This is a genomic window from Moraxella sp. K127 (assembly GCF_015223095.1).
Taxonomy (GTDB): domain Bacteria; phylum Pseudomonadota; class Gammaproteobacteria; order Pseudomonadales; family Moraxellaceae; genus Moraxella.
In genome coordinates this window covers 1-16,197 of sequence record NZ_JADFBZ010000011.1, presented here as the reverse complement: position 1 = coordinate 16,197, position 16,197 = coordinate 1, and the positions used below count along the sequence as shown (strand labels likewise).

Genomic DNA, 16,197 nt, shown 5'->3' with positions numbered 1-16,197 from the left:
CCACATTTTTCAAAGAATTAGGCGTATGCCAAAGGATTTTTATGAGCGAGCAACTTCCTACCAACGACTACAATGCCAGTAGCGTGCGAGTTTTGCGTGGACTAGAAGCGGTGCGAGTCCGCCCTGGTATGTACATTGGCGACACCGATGACGGTTCGGGCTTGCACCACATGGTGTTTGAGGTGGTGGACAACGCCATTGACGAGGCACTCGCTGGGCATTGCGATGAAGTGCTGGTTACCATTCATGCCGATGAGTCGGTGTCGGTGTCGGACAACGGACGAGGCATTCCTGTGGATATTCACCCCGAGGAGGGCGTGTCGGCAGCCGAGGTTATCATGACGGTCTTGCACGCAGGGGGCAAGTTTGACGACAACAACTACAAAGTCTCAGGCGGTCTGCATGGCGTGGGCGTGTCGGTGGTCAATGCCCTGTCTAAGAAACTTACGCTCAACATCTGGCGAGACGGCTATGCCCACACCCAAGACTACACGGACGGCGTGCCTGATTTCCCCCTAAAACGCCTTGACAAAACCGACAAAAAAGGCACCGAAGTTCGCTTTTATCCAAGCGATGAGATTTTTACAGGGACGATTTTTGATTATGACATTCTTGCCAAACGCTTGCGTGAACTCTCCTTTTTGAACTCAGGCGTGCGTATTGTGCTGACCGATGAGCGAGACGGCACGCAACATATTTTTGAGCATAAAGGCGGTCTTGGCGAATTTGTCGGCTACATCAATGACGGCAAACAAACCCTAAACGACATTTTTCATTTTACCGCCCAAAGCACGGACGGCATTGGCGTGGAAGTCGCCTTGCAGTGGTCGGACAGTTATAACGAAAAGGTTTTGTGCTTTACCAACAACATTCCCCAACGAGACGGTGGTACGCACTTGTCGGGCTTTCGCTCGGCTCTGACTCGTTGTCTGAACGCCTACATGGATAGCGAAAACATTGGCAAAAAAGAAAAAGTGGCGGTAACAGGCGATGACGCTCGTGAAGGGCTTGTGGCGATTGTGTCGGTCAAAGTGCCAGACCCCAAATTTAGCTCACAGACCAAAGACAAGCTTGTATCCAGCGAAGTCAAATCCGCCGTTGAAACGGTCATGCACGAAAAGCTGTCCGAGTTTTTATTAGAAAATCCAGCGTCTGCCAAAGCCATTGCAGGCAAAATCCTAGACGCTGCCCGTGCAAGAGAAGCCGCTCGCAAGGCTCGTGAGATGACACGCCGTAAGACCACACTAGACATCGCAGGACTACCCGGTAAATTGGCGGACTGCCAAGAAAAAGACCCTGCCTTGTCCGAGCTGTACCTTGTGGAAGGGGACTCAGCAGGCGGTTCTGCCAAGCAAGGGCGTAGCCGAAAAACGCAAGCGATTTTGCCATTAAAGGGTAAAATCCTAAACGTGGAGCGAGCCCGTTTTGACAAAATGCTATCATCTGCCGAAGTTGGCACGCTCATCACCGCCCTTGGCACGGGCATTGGCAAAGACGAGTACAACCCCGACAAACTTCGCTATCACAAAATCATCATCATGACGGACGCTGACGTGGACGGCTCGCACATTCGCACGCTACTGCTGACGTTCTTTTTCCGTCAAACGCCAGAGCTTATCGAGCGTGGGCATATCTACATCGCCCAACCGCCACTTTATAAGGTCAAAAAAGGCAAGCAAGAGCTGTACCTAAAAGACAATGACGCTCTAAAATCCTATCTCTTGTCGTCCACGATTGACGACAACCAACTGTTTTTGAGTAAAGACACCCCTGCCATTCGTGGCGAGGCGTTGGAGAGTCTATTAAATGATTATAGCCTTGCTCAAAATACCAAAAACCGCCTAAGCCAAAGATATCCTGCCAGTCTCATCGACGCCCTAACTTTTGTGCCAAAGCTAGAAAATGAGATGCTAAAAGACAAAGTGGCACTGCAAGCATGGGCGGATAAGTTGCTAAATGTGCTAAATGATAAGGCAGGTGAGCCGTCGCCACAGGTAAGTCTAGAACCTGTGGACGGTGCGGACGCTGAGACCGCCCAAACATTTTTGCCAAAAATCACCATTTTTGTGCATAAACTGCCCCAGCATTATACGCTTGACCCCTTATTTGTCAATTCGGGCGAATACGCAAAATTGTTAAAATTATCAAGCACTTGGAACACGCTACTGACCGATGAGAGCTTTATTAGACGGGGCGATAAGGATTTTGCGGTGAAAGATTTTGACCATTTGTGGGAGCAGTTTATGGCGGAGGCTCGCCGTGGGCTTGCCATTCAGCGTTATAAGGGCTTGGGCGAGATGAATGCCGACCAGCTTTGGGAGACGACCATGGACCCCGAAAACCGCAATATGCTCAAAATCACGATAGAAGATGCCATTGAAGCCGACCGTCTGTTTAACTGCTTAATGGGAGATGAAGTAGAACCCAGACGGATTTTTATTGAAGAAAATGCGTTAAATGCACAGGTGGATACATAATGAAAAGAACAACAAAAATCCTGCTCTATGGGGTGGGATTTTTGCTAATGGCGATTGTATTTTTTGTGGTGGTGGTTATTTGGAAAGTGGCAACGGCTGATGCTTTTGTTCCTGACCCAAACTTTATTGAAAAATCCATTTTTAAAAGCCCTATAACCAATGCCGACATTCCCAATGACACCACGCATGGTGTTATTAAACAATACCAATCAATGCCAACAAATGGAAAATGATGTATTTGATTGCCAAATGACCATTTTTCATGACAGAAAAACAGGTGCAGATAAAATTATCACTTATCAACTGAAAATTGAACCAAGTGGTGATTTTTGGGGCGAGCGTTGGCGATTATTGGACATTAAAACAGCTAATATTGTGGAGAAATAAAATGCCAAATTTATACCGCCTAAAAATATCCTTAGTAGAACCGCATTATCCCATTAACGAGTTGCACCGCATTGTCGAAGTGTCGGGCAACATCCGCTTTGATGAATTGCACCAAGAGATATTTCGCCTGTTTGAACGCCATGACGAACATCTTTGGCAGTTTTTTATCGCTCGGAGCAAAATGGACAGTTTTAATAAACTGTTTAATGATTGTCATGAATACGTTCTACTAGATGACAGTTGGCAGTTGGCTGATGAGTTATTTGCCAGCGAAAATAAAATCCACCCCACATCGACCACGCTAGATGAGCTAAGTTTAGCCGAAAAAGAATACATCTATTATCATTTTGATTTTGGTGATGATTGGCTACATCGCATTCGCATTGAAAAAATCACCCAAAGCGATGACTTAGACGGCTATCACTTTACCGTCATCAAAGCCGTGGGCGAGATGCCACCCCAATATGCCGATGAAATGGACGAGCTTGCCGATACACCCTTTGACCCAAATAACATCAGTCCTGAGCTGGATTTGGAGCTGTCTTTGTTGTCCGCCATGATGCTTATCGTGGGTGATCCGACCAATCCCACCCGCTTTGGCGATTTGGTGGAAGCGGGCATTGCCGATGAGATGCTAAAAAGAGAGCTTATCAAGCCTTGTGTGAGTCTCACGCACAGAGTGCAACTGACCGCCAAGGGCGAGGGCGAGCTTGTGCGGGCGATGGAGATGCTTGGGATTTGATTTTGGTATTTGGTATTAACATTTTCATAGAGACACACCATGACAACCACGCTATTTGCTACCGACTGGCACGCCCTAATAGACCCCAAACTTGATGATTTTATCGCCACAGGTACCATGGTGCTTGATGATGTGTTTGGTGCAGACGACTTGACCGCCTTACAAGCTGAGAGCGGATTTATAGACTACAAAGAAGCTCATCTTACCCATGGCGAGCGAGAAACCGCCATTCGTGGCGACAGCATTCGCTGGATTGATGAGACCTGCTCTGTGGGGTCGGCGTACCTTGGGGCGATTGACGAGCTTGGACGGTATTTTAACGCCACGCTATATACAGGCATTCGCTCATCAGAAGCCCATTATGCACGCTATCCGTCAGGCTTTGGCTACAAATGGCACTCGGACAACCCCAAAGGGCGAGATGAGCGGGTCATCTCTGCGGTGTTTTATTTAAATGATAACTGGACGGCGGACAATGGTGGTGCGATAACGGTGGTGGATAAAGTGGGCGAGACTACCCAGCTTTTACCACAACTTAATCGTCTTGTGGTGTTTGATAGCAATCTGTTACACCAAGCAGAAATTACCAATCGCACTCGGTTTTCTATTGCAACGTGGTTAAGACGTGATAACAGAGTTCTATAATGACAGATTAAAAAAATTATCAATCAATCTCATCAAATTTTAATTCATAAATTAGGTAATGGAAATTTAAAAGCCTATGAAATTTAAAAGCCTATAATGAAGCATCCTTTAATTAGGATTTGCTTATATTTATGACGGACACACAGGTGAGATTGTTGCCTATGTATGGGGCAGACGAAACCTTGCTACTGCCAAACAGTTAAGGTCAAAATTGATGAGTTTAGGTATAAGTTTTAACAAAATTGCTTGTGATGATTGGGATGGCTTTCTTGTTGCTTTTAAGCACTCTATCAAACAAGTGGGCAAACGCTTTACCGTTGGTATTGAAGGCAATAACACAAGGCTTAGAACCTTTGCTAGGCGAGCATTTAGAAAAACGTGTTGTTTCTCTAAAAACCCAACCAATCATCTTAAAGCATTTGACTTGGTGTTTCATTATATCAACCATGGGTGGGTGTAGCATACTTTTTGGACTGCTAGAAAGTTTTCTAAAATTATTGACATCATGCTAACCGCTCGTTATAATAAATTTTCTAAATTAACCAAAGAATTAATAAGGAGGTAGCCATGCTAGGCCGTTCACACAACTAAATTAATAGACAAACACCAGTTTGTGTAGTTAAGAAGCTTACCACTTACTTTACTATTTTTAAAATTTTAAAAATGGGTGGTAAGCTTTATTAATTTTAAAGGAATAATTCATGTACTATACATCAAAACAAATTAGCTTTGGAATATTAGATGATAAAAATTATGTTATATCATCTGGTAGTAAACAGGAATTAACTGCTGACATTAAGTTTTTTGATAAGTTGGTTGATTTGTGTGATTTTTGTCTAGATGGCAAAAAAGAAATCGATATCATAAACTTCATGAAAGCCAATGAAATTGATGAATATTGTTTACAGTACCTACTAAACAACAGATATATTTTACCTAAAAAAATTGATTTTAGTGATAGATATAGCAGGAACCATCTTTATTATGAAACCTTAGGTTATGATAGTGATTTAGTGCAAAAAGCAATATCTAGATCGCATATAGTATGTGTGGGTGCTGGGGGCATTGGCAATATTATATCTTATCTAACTGCAAGCCTTGGGGTTCAAAAAATAACTTTGGTTGATGATGATATAATAGAAAAAACCAATCTAAATAGGCAGTTTTTTTTAGAGAATGCGATATTGGTTGCAAAAAAGTCGATATAATAAAAAGAGAATTGGAAAACATAAATAAAAATCTAATCATAAATATTATATCTCACAAAATTTCACAAGAAATTTTAGAAAGCATTGAAAATATTGACTTGATAATTAGTTCGGCAGATGATGACTATTGCCTATCTTTGATGAATGAGTATTGTTGTCATAAAAAAATACCAATGGTTGGGGTGGGATATATTAATGATATTTCTACAATTGGACCATTTTATATTCCAGAACTCACATCTTGCTTGTATTGTAATAAGGATATTTATTTGGAAAGAACCAATTATGATGAAAAAGTTATTAGGATTAATAATGCCTATAAGGCTCCATCAACCATAGTAAATAATTTTTTTGCAGGAGCAATGATTTCATCAGAAATCATTAAATTCTTCGCTAAAGATTATGATGGTATGCTAAGTATTAATAATATTATTGGCATACATAATAAAACTTTTTTATTAGAAAAAATAAAAATAGAGAAATCCCCTAACTGTATTTATTGTGGCGGTGAATATCATGTATAAATACAAAAGATTAATTTTAAGCGAAGTATCCGTATCTTCGACCAGAATGCTCATCGGTGCATCTTCAACTATCTATATGATCATCAGTGGTTTGAGCTTGTATCAAGTTGGTATAATAAAGAGTTTTCAAGCCTTGATTATATTAGCCTTGGGGTTTATTGTAGGTCTAATATCCGACAGAATGGATAGAAAGTACCTTTATGTGTTGGCTGTATTCTTTTCTTTTATTTGGCTCTTATTAAGCTATATGGCGGGCAATAGCAATGGTAATAGTTTTGAATTGTTTTTTTTGGCAGAATTATTTAATGCGTTGTCGTTATGTGTCTTTCAAAATAATAATCATGGATACCTTGTAGATACTTATAATAGCCAATTTGATGATAATGATACTAAGAAGATTTTTGGAAAAAAGTCCTATCTTGAATTCTTATTCATGTCGATTGCATCTTTGATTGGTGGCGTGTTGTACCAGATCTTGAAGAGTGATTTATTTTTACTAACTTCAATCATGATGTTTATAGTTTTTATGTTAGGTACGTTTTATTTGCCTAATTGCAAAACAGCAATTGAGAATAACCCTTCATCAAAGATTTTTGATAAAAAATCTTTTGCCTTAATTTTTGAAAAATTTGAATTTTATAAAAAAAGTATATTTCTTTTTTTAATATTTAGTCTCTATTTTCAGATAATTATTCAATATTGGCAGATTATCATTGATATCTTTGATATGGTTAAGAGTAATGAATCTATATTAGGTTTGGTTTTATTTTTAATGATGTTAGTACAGTCTTTTTCTGGAAAAATTCTAGAAAAATATAACGTGTTTTCTGATTTTTATATTTTATCAATATTTTTCTTAGGATTGCTTTTTTGTATTATTTCTCTACAAATACGAGGATATTTAGGGTTGGTTCTATTTGTATTAGGCATATGTGCAAATATTTTCTCCATCAGATATTTAGTTACAGCCACCAATTCAAAAATACACGCCAATATTCCATCTTGTATTAGGGCTAAGTATGATATGGTTTTAAATACTGTTTTAAGATTACTAACAGCGTCTATGCTACTTCTTGTGGGATTTATTTCTGATAAATTTGGAGCGAGTGTAATAGTTTATTTTGGGTTGGTTCTAGGTGCAGTTAGTGCGTTTATAACTCTTAGAGTAAAAGACAAGAATGGTTAAAAATTAAGGGGCTGTAGTAGATTACACAATGTGATATACTAGGGCGTGCCTGCCCTTTATAACACTATTTACAATATAGAAATATTTTATAAATAAACTAATCGTTTTTGCATGAAAAATGGCTAAATCTTGTTTTTTATCGTCAAAAGCTCGTTTGATAGAACGACTATCAAACTTTGCTTTTTCCTTGAAAAACGTGCGATTTTTCGTGATTTTCATTGCAAATACAAAAGGCAGGCACGCCCTAATCACTCAAAAGAGTTTGTAAAAGACCACAACCACATCAACGGCATTGAAAATTTCTGGTCGCAAGCCAAACGAATACTTAAAAAATACAACGGAATTAACAAGAAATACTTTCATCTCTTTATGAAAGAGTGTGAGTTTCGTTTTAATTATGGTTTACCATCTCATCAGCTTGAAGTATTGAGAAAATGGTGTGAGGTTTAAGATTTATCTACCACAGCCCCAAAATTAAAGTTGAGTACTTTAAGGAACTCCCATGACCCCCACCTTATCCCTATCCACCGCCCTACTGCAACAGCCGTCCATTGCCCCCCATGATTTTGACTGCCAAAATATCTTGGCAGAATATTTGGGCAACTTAGGCTTTGACTGTGAATTTTTGTATTTTGGCGACCCAAATGACAACGGCAAAAACGCCCAAATCAAAAATCTCTACGCCAAGAAAAAAGGAAGCGACCCCACCGCCCCCCACCTATGCTTTGCAGGGCATACCGATGTCGTGCCTGTGGGCGATGAGAGCCTATGGACGTATCCGCCTTTTTCGGCGACTGTGGCTGACGGCTATCTGTGGGGGCGTGGGGCATCTGACATGAAAACCGCCATTGCCTGTTTTTGTGTGGCGTGTGATGAGTTTATAAAGACTTGCCCCGACCACAAGGGCGATATTTCGCTACTTATCACCGCAGACGAAGAAGGCGTGGCGATTAACGGCACGCACAAGGTGGTATTGGAGCTTGCCCATCGTGGTGAGCGTATGGATTTTTGTCTTGTGGGTGAACCATCCAGCACAGACACACTTGGCGATGTCATCAAAAACGGCAGACGTGGCTCACTAAACGCCAAGCTCACCGTAACAGGCAAACAAGGACACATTGCCTACCCACATCTGGCGGTCAATCCCATGCACGAGCTTGCCCCCGCCCTTGCCGAGCTTGTGGCGTGTGAGTGGGATAGGGGCAACGACTATTTTCCTGCCACCAGTATGCAAATCTCCAACATAAATGGCGGTACAGGGGCGACCAACGTGATACCCAATAGCGTGGACGTGCTGTTTAATTTTCGCTTTTGCACCGAGAACACCGTCGAGAGCTTACAGGCAAAAACCCACGCCATTTTGGATAAGCATTTTGCCAATTCCAAGGCGACTTATGACATTGAATGGAATTTATCAGGCGAGCCGTTTTTGACCCCAAAAGGCGAGTTTGTGGACGCTGTCGTGTCCGCCATCAAGGACGTTACAGGCACGGACAGTAAGCTGTCCACATCGGGCGGAACATCGGACGGGCGGTTTATCGCTCCGATTATGAACGCCCAAGTGGTTGAGCTTGGTGTATTAAATGACACCATTCATCAGATAGATGAAAAAGTGGCGGTCGATGATTTGGAGAAATTAACCCAAATTTATGGGAAGATTTTGGAAAAATTGATTGCGTGATGACTTTATAAAAGGGCGAGTGATTCGCCCTTTGATGTGATTAACCCTACCATCTTAATCCAACTTATCCACATCAACCATCTGATAAACATCATAAGCGGGTACTTCATAGGGGTGAGCCGATTTGTAGGCACGCACCACGTCCATGAGCTTATCATCAGGGACAATGGTCTCAACCCGCCATTCGGGGACGTATTCTATTTTGTCAATCTGACCGATGGCAGGGTTTGAGCCTTTTAAAGGTTTAAACTGCCCCATGCCAAGCACTTGCCAAGAGCAATGGCTATATCCGTCAAATTGCCCTGCCCCTGCGTTAAATAGGGCGGTTTTGACGTTTTCTAGGTCGGATTCGGGGATATAAGCGATGAATTTGTACATGGTTTGTCCTAAAATGGGTTGTTGGCGATACCAAAAGCATGGATGATGTTTTTGATATGAGTCCTAAGTACTCTATCACAAAAGAGTGCATTGGGGCAAATCACTTTTGCCTTTTGTGGCAGTCAAGCCATCAAGCAAAATTGGGGCGTAGCTGATGCCTTATGACAGATGGAGAGCGAACTTATCCAAGCAAATGAGAATAAATAATAATTGATAATGGGGTGTGATTTTGTTATAGTATTATTTTTTTACGTCAAATCAAACAAGGAAAATAATGACCAAGTTAACCAAATTTTTTAGCGCACCATGGCTTAACCGAAATGAAGGTGTTCGCATGGCGGTTACGGGATTTTGGGTGTTAATTTTTATATCCTTTTCAAAAATTATCTATTCTTATTTGCCACTTAATCAAAATAATTGGGTATTAGTTTGGCTTATGATTTTTGTTTTAGGTTTTGGCATTAATTTTTTGGTAAATGCTTATTTTTCAAAACGTGATTATTCTGATGAACAATTAAAATGGTTTAATAAAATAGGTTATGGGTTGTTGCTAGTATTTACCTTGTTGTCTTTTGGCGTTATTTATTACAGTTAACACAATTGAATTTTACTACGGAAACCGTTCGCCACAAACTTGCCTGCGGGTAACGGTTTTTCGTATTATGGGCAGGCATAGCTTACCAATGGGCGTGTGCAACACGCCCCTACAAAGGCATTATTTAAAGAGATAAAATTGATATGAATTGGGGTTAATTTACCATAATGTACTATTATTGCTTTAAATATTTGGTTTGGGTTAAAGCTTGGCAAATGTGTGTCATGCTTTTTTATTGCCCTAATATTTGTTATAATGTTACCAACTTGACGGAGTGCAACCCAAAGTTGCCGAGATTGTGGTTATGCCACAAAATCCGTTGAACCTGATGCGGTTCGTACCGCCGTAGGAAATCAAGTTTTCAAAATCTTAAAAATTCTGTATATTATTGATTGATATCAATAATTCTTTTTCATCATAAGATTTTTGATGGCTTGATTTGTTTATTAGCCATTTAAAAAGGATATTATGATGAGCCAAATCGCAAATCAATCCCCAACCGAACTTATCAATCAACACGAACAGGACGCTAAGGATTTAACTCGTATCCTGCCTGCGTCCAAAAAGGTGTATGTGCAAGGCTCACGAGCGGACATTCGTGTGCCGTTTCGTGAGATTACGCTGACCGACACGCCCATAGGTCTTAGCCAAAATGGTAAACAGGACGGTTTTGAAAAAAACGAGCCGATTTTGGTGTATGACACATCAGGCGTGTATACCGACCCAAGCGTTCACATTGACCTAAATCAAGGCTTACCCAAACTGCGTGAGGCGTGGATTGCCGAGCGTGATGATACGGACGTTTTGGACGGTTTGACATCGGATTTTGGCAAGGCACGGCTTAACGACATTCGCACGGCGGACATTCGTTTTGCTCACATTGCCAAACCCAGACGAGCCAAACGTGGCAAAAACGTAACCCAAATGCACTACGCCAGACAGGGCATTATCACCCCTGAAATGGAGTACATCGCCATTCGTGAAAATGGCAAACAGCGTGATGGCGTGGATTTACGCCAACATCAAGGCGAAAATTTTGGGGCGAGCGTGCGTGAGATTACCCCTGAATTTGTGCGTAAAGAAGTGGCAGAAGGGCGAGCGATTATTCCGTGTAACATCAATCACTCAGAGAGCGAGCCGATGATTATTGGGCGAAATTTTTTGGTAAAAATTAACGCCAATATTGGCAACTCCGCCCTAGGTTCGTCCATTGATGAAGAAGTCGCCAAAATGACGTGGGCGACACGCTGGGGAGCAGATACGATTATGGATTTGTCCACAGGCAAAAATATCCACGAAACACGAGAATGGATTATTCGTAATAGCCCTGTGCCGATTGGGACGGTGCCGATTTATCAGGCATTGGAAAAGGTAAGTGGCGTGGCGGAGGATTTGACGTGGGAGATTTTTAAGGATACGCTCATTGAGCAGGCAGAGCAGGGCGTGGATTATTTTACCATTCATGCAGGGGTGCTGCTGCGTTATGTGCCACTCACCGCCAATCGCTTGACAGGCATTGTCTCTCGGGGTGGGTCAATCATGGCACAATGGTGTTTGGCTCATCACAAGGAGAATTTTATTTATGAGCATTTTGATGAGATTTGTGAGATTGCCAAAGCCTATGACGTGGCGTTTAGTTTGGGCGATGGACTTCGCCCAGGGTGTATTCAAGATGCCAATGATGAAGCTCAATTTAGCGAATTAAAAACGCTTGGCGAGCTAACCAAACGCGCGTGGGAGCATGACGTACAAGTGATGATAGAAGGGCCAGGGCACGTTCCCATGCACATGATTAAAGAAAATATGCAGATGCAACTCACGCATTGCCACGAAGCCCCATTTTATACGCTAGGGCCTCTGACGACTGACATCGCCCCTGGCTATGACCATATCACCAGTGCGATAGGGGCGGCGATGATTGGCTGGTATGGTACGGCAATGCTGTGCTATGTTACGCCAAAGGAGCATTTGGGTCTGCCCAACAAAAAGGACGTAAAAGACGGTATCATCACTTACAAAATCGCCGCCCACGCCGCCGACCTTGCCAAGGGACACCCGCTTGCCCAAGTGCGTGATAATGCCTTATCTAAGGCACGGTTTGAGTTTCGCTGGGAAGACCAGTTTAACCTTGCCCTAGACCCTGACACGGCAAGGGCAATGCACGATGAAACAATGCCAAAAGAAGCCCATAAATCGGCACATTTTTGCTCAATGTGTGGTCCAAAGTTTTGTTCGATGAAAATCACGCAAAACGTGCGAGAATACGCTCGTGGCATGGACGAGATGAAGGATAAGTATAAAGCAGGGGGCAGTCAGCTTTATCGGGTGGTGTGATAGACCACAAAAGGGAAAAGGGGCTTAGGGTCAATCATCACCCCTAGCTCTCACCTTGCTTATCGTATTGTGCCCGTCATCGCTTATCATCAGATAGACTTCGCAGTTTTTTGGGCGGACGGCAAGCTCAAATTCTCTAAATTTTATCATATTAAACAGGCGTGGACACTCGCCCCCATGATAGCCAAGCATGAGTTGCCACATGAGCATACCCAGCCACATACCATGCGTAAAGACGACATAAGTGCCGTCTGGCAAGGCATCAAACGCATCACGCACCGCCTTGACACGCTCTGCAAGGTTCACAAAATTATCGGTCGTGGGGCTGTCGGTGTGGGTTTTGTCGTTACCTGCCCAGTAGTCGTCCGCCATTTTGACGATTTGGGGCAGGGTTAAATCCTTGATATGCTCATAATCTAGGTAATTAAACTCCCGCAAATCATCAATCTGTACAGGGGTCATGCCCGTCTTATCCAAATAAGGCTGTGCCGTCTGGTGCGTGCGAATGTAGGACGACACAAAAACCCTATCAGGCGTGGGGACGTGCGTGATGAGCCAGTCCGCCACGTCTGTGGCTTGGGCCTGTCCGAGCTTGGTAATGGCAATCTCGTGGTTGGGGCGAATGGCGTGTCCTGCGTTGGATTCGGATTGGGCGTGGCGGATTAGGTAGAATTTTTTCATGGGTTATTTATCAGCGTTTTTAAAAACTTCGGAATGCGTGTCCAAATAATGTAGCTCCAACACATTATCATCGTCCGATATTTTATAAAGCAATACCAAATCATTTTTGACATGGCAATCACGATATGCTTTTAGATTGCCTGTTAGGGCGTGGTCTTTATATTTGGGCGGTAGGGGGCGTGCGATGAATGAGACAGTTTATCACTTCTGCCCATTCGCCACTGATAAGGTGTAGATAATGCTTTTTGGCACACCGTTTAAATGATGAGAAAATCTCAATCTCTCGTGGCGTTTGATGATCATCGCTCATTTGCCAAGTCCGTCATCATCTCATCAAAATCGGCATAACGCACCGATTTGCCCGCCTGCTTTTCTTGCTCGTTGGTATTTAGGGCAACCAGTACCTGCTCGCAAAGTTCATCATTTGCTTGCCAATCAAAAGATAAAGGCACGGTTTTGGTTTTGATGACTTGATTGGCAAAGAGTTTAAAGGCTTGGGGAACGGTCAAGCCATAGCCTGATAGCACATCGGCAAATTCTTGTCTTACCTTGGGGTCAAAACTCATGTTAAAATTACCGCTCATGACAGCTCCTTTTTCGTGGGTTTTTCTGTATTTTATCGTGATTATTTGAAAAATGCAATGAATGGGCGTGGGTTTGGGCGGTGTGCGGTGTGTATTCTAGTTGGGCGTAAGGTGCGTACCACGCACCTTTTTTACAATAAAATAATAAATTTGATAATTTCACAAGGGCGAATTGCAATTTACTCTCTACCAATTTATACAAAAACCTTATCCATTAACAATACCTAAAAACATATTGGTGCGTATTACGCACCCTACCATACTGTTATGGTAGGCTTCTTTGATGACTTCTACCATTTGAGTAAATAAGTCCTTGCTTACCCCTGTTAAACGTTTAAACATCTTATCACCATAGTGCTTTAAAGTGTAGTGCATGGTGGTTTTTATAGGTTAAGTGAAAAGGGTGTGGTAGTATAGCATGGGATTTTATTTCGCAGTGGGTTTAATGTACATTATCTGCCTTTGTATCTTTACCATAAGCAAGGGTGGTTATACAAAGAACAAGTAGGGAGAGGAGGATGTGTTTGACTATCTTGGTCATTTCCAAAACTCACCATGGTTATGTACATCATAGCTATTTTTTAAGTTAAAATCTTCAATGGCTTGCAAAAATTCTAATGGCGGTAAGTATTGATGATGTGTAATATAGTGATAAAGCATATCTGGAAAACAATATAAAATATTTTTTTCTTTATTGGGAATGCACAGTTCACTTATTCCAAGAAGTCTTGTTCTATTTGTATTTGGAATATTAATTTCTATTACATTTTCATCAAAAGGGCAATGTTTAAAACTTCTAACTTTCATTGAAATCAAATTAATGTTTTTTACTCCACAAGTTAATAATAAAATTTTTTCAACAATTTCATTTTGTACACTACCAATCTCAAATTGATGATTAACATCTAACCATCCTATGTTTAATATCTTGGGATAAATTTTATCTTCGTATTGATAAGGTGTTAAATCTGGATAATAAGTAGTCATAGTCATGTTTCACCTATTTTGTGTAGTCAATTTCGTGAAAGAAAGGACTTAGTTGACAGAGTAGTTAAAATTTCATATTGAAATCATACATATATTTATCATATTCAAAATCACTCCATAAATGACCATCTAGTTTGTCTATTCTGATACCACTTGGCAAAAATCCGTCAGTATTATCTCCTAGAAAAATTGTCTCGAAGTAATAAAACAAAGGTGTATGCCTATTAAATGTAGAATGAAATATTGGCTCTATATTCTTGTGCATTGATTTATCCTTTGCAATATTAAAAGCATCCTCTTCTGTTATTGTGCCATGCTTATAGTATAAAGGAACACTAAATGCACTTATCTTCTTACTATTTAATGTATTCATTATAGGAATTAAACTTATTCTTTCCATACAAATATTTAAATACCCAGAATAAATTTTATTTGGGTCATATTTAAAACTTTTGTCAAACAGGGCTATAAATCTTAAAATATCATCATTTGCTTGACAATCTAAAAATAAATCACAGTATATTCTCATTTTTAATCACTCAAGATGCTTAATAGTTACAGCCTTATCGAGCATAACTTCGCTTAATTTGTTGATAGGGACGGTATAGCTATTACCAGGCGTAGGGTGCGTACCACGCACCTTTTATACAATAAAATAACCTAAATTTGATAATTTCACAAGGGCGAATTGCCATTCGCCCCTACCAATTTATCCAAAATTATTATCTATTAAAAATACCTAAAAACATATTGGTGCGTATTATGCACCCTACCATACTATCAGTTTGTCATCGCTGATAAAGGCTACATAGGTCTTGAACACAAAGGACTTATCGCCCCTATCAAAAAGCACAAAAACAAACCCCAAGACAAAGAGATAACACAGATTAACAAAGCCATTGGTAAAAGACGTATCATCATAGAACACATCAATGGCAAATTAAAAGTGTTTAAAATACTAAGCACCACCTACCGCAACCACCAAAGAAGGTTTAACCTAAGGGTGAATTTGATTGCGGGGATTGTGAATAAGATGGTTTAGTTTCGCAAGGGGTCTATTGATTATTTTTAAGTTACAGGGGTGAATTGTAATTCTCCCCTGTAAAAATTAATGACTTATATAAAGTTGAGAGTGAAATTAAGATTCTCAATCATTATGGAATAGACTATTCTTTGGTTGTTTGTCAATATGCTCCTTACAATCTTTATGATTTTTTGATATATCTCATGATATGCCCGTGCAATAGATTAGCAATTCTTTTGCTGAAATACATAAAAATACTCATAATAATCAAATATATATAAATTGATATCTGGGTATTTATATAAACAAAACCCATAAATACATATACAATGCATATCAGTAGTAGATAAAATAAGCTATTACTCATAAATAAATTTCCTTTTCTTTTCTAAATAGACTTCCTGCAAAACCCCTCCCATGCTAAAATACCTCAATGAACTACGAAGCATCCACACACTTATCTGATGAGAAGTTTAAACGCTTAATTGGCGTTGAGCGAGAAGTCTTTAACAGCATGCTTGCTTGTTTAGAGCAAGCACAAGCGACCATACACAAAAAAGGTGGTAGGCGTAGAGTGCATATCACGCACCTTTTATACAATAAAATAACCCAAATTTGATAATTTCACAAGGGCGAATTGCAATTTTCCCCTACAAATTTATCCAAAAACCTTATCTATTAAAAATACCTAAAAACATATTGGTGCGTGTTACGCACCCTACCATTACTGAACCTCTTTCAAGTAGTTTAACAACCATGACTAT

At 40.7% G+C, this 16,197-nt stretch carries 18 protein-coding genes, 3 pseudogenes and 1 riboswitch; of the genes and pseudogenes, 14 read left to right on the top strand and 7 right to left on the bottom strand.

Annotated features, from left to right (window positions below):
• Window positions 1–41: 41 nt before the first annotated feature.
• The 10 genes and pseudogenes from gyrB to dapE all read left to right on the top strand — a co-directional run bounded on the left by gyrB (window position 42) and on the right by dapE (window position 8,850).
• Window positions 42–2,477 (top strand): DNA topoisomerase (ATP-hydrolyzing) subunit B, encoded by a 2,436-nt coding sequence (gyrB, locus tag IM753_RS03775; RefSeq protein WP_194108704.1) that lies wholly within the window; start codon window positions 42–44, stop codon window positions 2,475–2,477.
• Window positions 2,477–2,710 carry a hypothetical protein gene (locus tag IM753_RS03770; protein WP_194108703.1) on the top strand — a complete coding sequence of 78 codons (234 nt, stop codon included), beginning with the start codon at window positions 2,477–2,479 and terminating at the stop codon, window positions 2,708–2,710. The genes gyrB and IM753_RS03770 overlap by 1 nt, the downstream gene beginning before the upstream one ends.
• Window positions 2,700–2,864, top strand: coding sequence for a hypothetical protein (locus IM753_RS03765; protein ID WP_194108702.1), 165 nt, complete (start codon window positions 2,700–2,702; stop codon window positions 2,862–2,864). Before IM753_RS03770 ends, IM753_RS03765 begins: the two co-directional genes overlap by 11 nt.
• A gap of 1 nt (window position 2,865) precedes the next feature.
• Window positions 2,866–3,606, top strand: a complete 741-nt coding sequence (locus IM753_RS03760) for a hypothetical protein (protein ID WP_194108701.1) — start codon at window positions 2,866–2,868, stop codon at window positions 3,604–3,606.
• A 39-nt stretch (window positions 3,607–3,645) separates the two neighbouring features.
• Complete coding sequence (locus tag IM753_RS03755; protein WP_065256199.1) at window positions 3,646–4,251, top strand: 2OG-Fe(II) oxygenase; 606 nt, start codon at window positions 3,646–3,648, stop codon at window positions 4,249–4,251.
• A 127-nt stretch (window positions 4,252–4,378) separates the two neighbouring features.
• On the top strand, window positions 4,379–4,711 hold the full coding sequence (locus IM753_RS03750) for an IS1 family transposase (RefSeq protein ID WP_083108081.1): 333 nt from the start codon (window positions 4,379–4,381) through the stop codon (window positions 4,709–4,711).
• A 241-nt stretch (window positions 4,712–4,952) separates the two neighbouring features.
• A pseudogene (locus IM753_RS13440) lies at window positions 4,953–5,983 on the top strand (ThiF family adenylyltransferase).
• Window positions 5,976–7,169, top strand: a complete 1,194-nt coding sequence (locus IM753_RS03740; protein ID WP_065256197.1) for an MFS transporter — start codon at window positions 5,976–5,978, stop codon at window positions 7,167–7,169. Before IM753_RS13440 ends, IM753_RS03740 begins: the two are co-directional and overlap by 8 nt.
• A 240-nt stretch (window positions 7,170–7,409) precedes the next feature.
• A pseudogene (locus IM753_RS13400) lies at window positions 7,410–7,619 on the top strand (transposase); the annotation flags it as partial.
• A 52-nt stretch (window positions 7,620–7,671) separates the two neighbouring features.
• Window positions 7,672–8,850, top strand: a complete 1,179-nt coding sequence (dapE, locus tag IM753_RS03730) for a succinyl-diaminopimelate desuccinylase (protein WP_194108700.1) — start codon at window positions 7,672–7,674, stop codon at window positions 8,848–8,850.
• Between the two features lie 54 nt (window positions 8,851–8,904).
• Here dapE and IM753_RS03725 read toward each other — a convergent pair whose 3' ends face one another.
• Window positions 8,905–9,228: an NGG1p interacting factor NIF3 gene (locus IM753_RS03725; protein WP_194108699.1), complete on the bottom strand. Its 324-nt coding sequence runs from the start codon at window positions 9,226–9,228 to the stop codon at window positions 8,905–8,907.
• Window positions 9,229–9,502: 274 nt separating this feature from the next.
• On the opposite strand from IM753_RS03725, the gene IM753_RS03720 reads away from it, so the two are divergent.
• Together IM753_RS03720 and thiC are read left to right on the top strand one after the other, a co-directional pair.
• The gene (locus IM753_RS03720; protein ID WP_065256288.1) at window positions 9,503–9,823 is read left to right on the top strand and encodes a hypothetical protein; all 321 of its coding nucleotides are present in this window, start codon (window positions 9,503–9,505) and stop codon (window positions 9,821–9,823) included.
• A gap of 260 nt (window positions 9,824–10,083) precedes the next feature.
• Window positions 10,084–10,193: riboswitch (TPP riboswitch) on the top strand.
• A 101-nt stretch (window positions 10,194–10,294) separates the two neighbouring features.
• Window positions 10,295–12,157, top strand: a complete 1,863-nt coding sequence (gene thiC, locus IM753_RS03715; RefSeq protein WP_194108698.1) for a phosphomethylpyrimidine synthase ThiC — start codon at window positions 10,295–10,297, stop codon at window positions 12,155–12,157.
• 30 nt (window positions 12,158–12,187) lie between these two features.
• Here the strand turns inward: thiC and IM753_RS03710 are convergent, their stop codons facing one another.
• The 6 genes from IM753_RS03710 to IM753_RS03685 all read right to left on the bottom strand — a co-directional run bounded on the left by IM753_RS03710 (window position 12,188) and on the right by IM753_RS03685 (window position 14,938).
• Window positions 12,188–12,838 carry a histidine phosphatase family protein gene (locus tag IM753_RS03710; protein WP_194108697.1) on the bottom strand — a complete coding sequence of 217 codons (651 nt, stop codon included), beginning with the start codon at window positions 12,836–12,838 and terminating at the stop codon, window positions 12,188–12,190.
• A gap of 3 nt (window positions 12,839–12,841) precedes the next feature.
• A complete protein-coding gene (locus IM753_RS13435) occupies window positions 12,842–13,024 on the bottom strand; it encodes a type II toxin-antitoxin system mRNA interferase toxin, RelE/StbE family (RefSeq protein ID WP_194108725.1) in 183 nt (60 codons plus the stop codon).
• A complete protein-coding gene (locus IM753_RS13230; protein WP_194108696.1) occupies window positions 12,996–13,148 on the bottom strand; it encodes a hypothetical protein in 153 nt (50 codons plus the stop codon). The genes IM753_RS13435 and IM753_RS13230 overlap by 29 nt, the downstream gene beginning before the upstream one ends.
• Window positions 13,138–13,422, bottom strand: a complete 285-nt coding sequence (locus tag IM753_RS03695; RefSeq protein WP_194108695.1) for a type II toxin-antitoxin system RelB/DinJ family antitoxin — start codon at window positions 13,420–13,422, stop codon at window positions 13,138–13,140. The genes IM753_RS13230 and IM753_RS03695 overlap by 11 nt, the downstream gene beginning before the upstream one ends.
• 537 nt (window positions 13,423–13,959) lie before the next feature.
• Entirely contained in the window at window positions 13,960–14,415 is a 456-nt protein-coding gene (locus tag IM753_RS03690) for a hypothetical protein (protein WP_194108694.1), read from the bottom strand.
• Between the two features lie 58 nt (window positions 14,416–14,473).
• Window positions 14,474–14,938, bottom strand: a complete 465-nt coding sequence (locus IM753_RS03685) for a hypothetical protein (protein ID WP_194108693.1) — start codon at window positions 14,936–14,938, stop codon at window positions 14,474–14,476.
• A gap of 255 nt (window positions 14,939–15,193) precedes the next feature.
• Between IM753_RS03685 and IM753_RS03680 the strand changes: the two are divergent.
• Window positions 15,194–15,451 (top strand): annotated as a pseudogene (locus IM753_RS03680) (transposase family protein); the annotation flags it as partial.
• 415 nt (window positions 15,452–15,866) lie between these two features.
• Window positions 15,867–16,052 (top strand): hypothetical protein, encoded by a 186-nt coding sequence (locus IM753_RS03675; protein ID WP_156065149.1) that lies wholly within the window; start codon window positions 15,867–15,869, stop codon window positions 16,050–16,052.
• Window positions 16,053–16,197 lie beyond the last annotated feature (145 nt).